Here is a 1,932-nt window from a genome sequence, read left to right as displayed (position 1 = left end):
TAAAACGCCTCTTCGAGACCTCTTTGACAAAACTAAATTTCAAAATGACAAAGAACGATTTGGACCTGATGGACCAAGTTTATTTGATTTTTAACAACGTCCCAATTTTAATGGGACACTAGTGATTTAGTATATAAACAATAATCGCTATGTTCACCGAATAATTAGTCACTAGATTTTCCGATAAAGCCCAATACTCCCAACACTTCAGAAACTACAGTTATCCACCAAAATACATTATAGGCATTACTGTACAGTTCAGCCTTAAACAAAGCATCGGTAAAGATACTCTTCAAAAAGTTGGGGATAAAGAATATGCCATGCCATATTCCATGATACCATGAATATGTAGTTTCGGGATTAATCTCGCATAACCATGAAGCAACAAGGCATGCAATGAGTAATGGTATCGCATGTAACAACACTACTAATAAACAGCAGCCGCCAGGAAAACAGCAATCTAAAATTGATTCAAAAAAGTCTTTAATTGAATCTAAAAAACTTTCTTTGTCATTCATGTTTTTAATTTTTATAAGTTATATTTAGGTGATTTTCCATATTTATTTGTTTCTTTCATACTATCCATCGAACAGAAACCGATTAAGAATACGAAGTATACAACGTTTATAAAAGATAAAAGTGATGCTGTTTCATAATCTATATACTGTGTGGCTAAGTCATTTAACAATCTCATCATATACAATGCTCCTGCCCACCAACCGGAACGTCCTATATCGTGCAGTCTTCTAAATGTAATTGCGATCTCAAAATAAACCACAACTAAAGCTGTGATTATCAATAAAAAGACTAATATAGAACCCAATGAACCTTCTTTGTTTGAAAGAAAAGCTTCGATGTTTGTAATGGAAAAGATTATCATGCAAAAGAGCAAATTGTTCCACCAAAACTCTGATCTTCTTGCACGACCTTTAAAGGAAGGATTAGTATAACAATTATACAGTGCTTCTTTAAAGCTCAATCTTTTGTTATAGTTCTGTTTCATTGTTTTGTAAGTATTATAAGATTATATTACAGTCGCTATTGATTTCAGATATCGCGTTATCTATAAAATAGGTAATATAATTGATATCATCATCTGTTGAAAATTCCCATTTAAACTTTTTGTATGCTCCATATTCTGCATAAGGTCGTTCTAATATATAGAATATGCTTATAAGTTTGAAATTTTGTTGGATGTAGAATTTCCATGTTTCTTTACAGTCTAAAAAGTTAAAAGCGCTTTGACTTAGCAATGATACATCTTTAAACCTACCGGAAATAGTTACATTCGTTGCTTTAGATTCTACTATTTCAGCATCGTTATATTCTAAAATTTTGTCTATGAGTGGTTTGTATATAGTTTCAACACCGCCTTTAACTCTCATCTGCTTGCAAAATATAATATGTGATATAATCATTATACCGATAAATGCAGCAATTGCAATTGTGATAATAATAATCCAATTCATTTTTTTGTTTGTCCTTTTGCGACACTCGGCAAAAAGAAAGGTGTGAATTTCGCCTGTTGTTACTCTATGGTATCGCCAAACACCCGTATCCATACAACAGTGAAGCCCACACCATACGGTGAGAGCATTCACTTTTTACTGTTGATGGATACTTTTGAATTTGGCGATTTCTAGAGTACATCAAGTAAAAGTAAACACTTTCTTTATTCTTATGTCATGTTAAACTTTTATGTCATTTGCATCTTTTTTTATTTACGCTTACAAATTTAACGAATTATTCGTTATTATGAATATATATCTTCAAAATTATTATTTGAAAAATAAAATTGTTATGTAGGGTAGTTTCAACTGGCAAGTGCAAAATTAATGATTTGTTTGAAGAATTCTTCTTTCGGGGTTGAGAAATTTAGTTTCTTTCTCGGTCTGAGGTTCAATTTCTTTCCCACTTTCTTGATATAGTTGT

Annotated in this window: 3 protein-coding genes and 1 pseudogene; all 4 read right to left on the bottom strand. The window is 31.7% G+C overall.

Going from position 1 to position 1,932, the window contains the following annotated elements; translation table 11 throughout:
- Positions 1-164 precede the first annotated feature (164 nt).
- On the bottom strand, positions 165-518 hold the full coding sequence (locus HPS54_RS12745; RefSeq protein WP_172345766.1) for a hypothetical protein: 354 nt from the start codon (positions 516-518) through the stop codon (positions 165-167).
- Positions 519-529: 11 nt separating this feature from the next.
- Positions 530-1,003 carry a DUF805 domain-containing protein gene (locus HPS54_RS12740; RefSeq protein ID WP_172345765.1) on the bottom strand — a complete coding sequence of 158 codons (474 nt, stop codon included), beginning with the start codon at positions 1,001-1,003 and terminating at the stop codon, positions 530-532.
- Between the two features lie 13 nt (positions 1,004-1,016).
- Positions 1,017-1,469: a hypothetical protein gene (locus HPS54_RS12735; RefSeq protein WP_172345764.1), complete on the bottom strand. Its 453-nt coding sequence runs from the start codon at positions 1,467-1,469 to the stop codon at positions 1,017-1,019.
- A gap of 344 nt (positions 1,470-1,813) precedes the next feature.
- Positions 1,814-1,932: pseudogene (locus HPS54_RS13190) on the bottom strand (IS30 family transposase); the annotation flags it as partial.

Source organism: Xylanibacter caecicola (genome assembly GCF_013166515.1).
In the GTDB taxonomy this organism is placed as follows: Bacteria; Bacteroidota; Bacteroidia; order Bacteroidales; family Bacteroidaceae; genus Prevotella; species Prevotella caecicola.
Note: the sequence above shows the minus strand (reverse complement) of the source record. Positions and strands in the feature narration are given on the sequence as shown.

Excerpts from the sequence above, each read along its gene's own strand:
- HPS54_RS12745 (WP_172345766.1), bottom strand. The coding sequence starts at position 518 with ATGAATGACAAAGAAAGTTTTTTAGATTCAATTAAAGACTTTTTTGAA.
- HPS54_RS12740 (WP_172345765.1), bottom strand. The coding sequence starts at position 1,003 with ATGAAACAGAACTATAACAAAAGATTGAGCTTTAAAGAAGCACTGTAT.
- HPS54_RS12735 (WP_172345764.1), bottom strand. The coding sequence starts at position 1,469 with ATGAATTGGATTATTATTATCACAATTGCAATTGCTGCATTTATCGGT.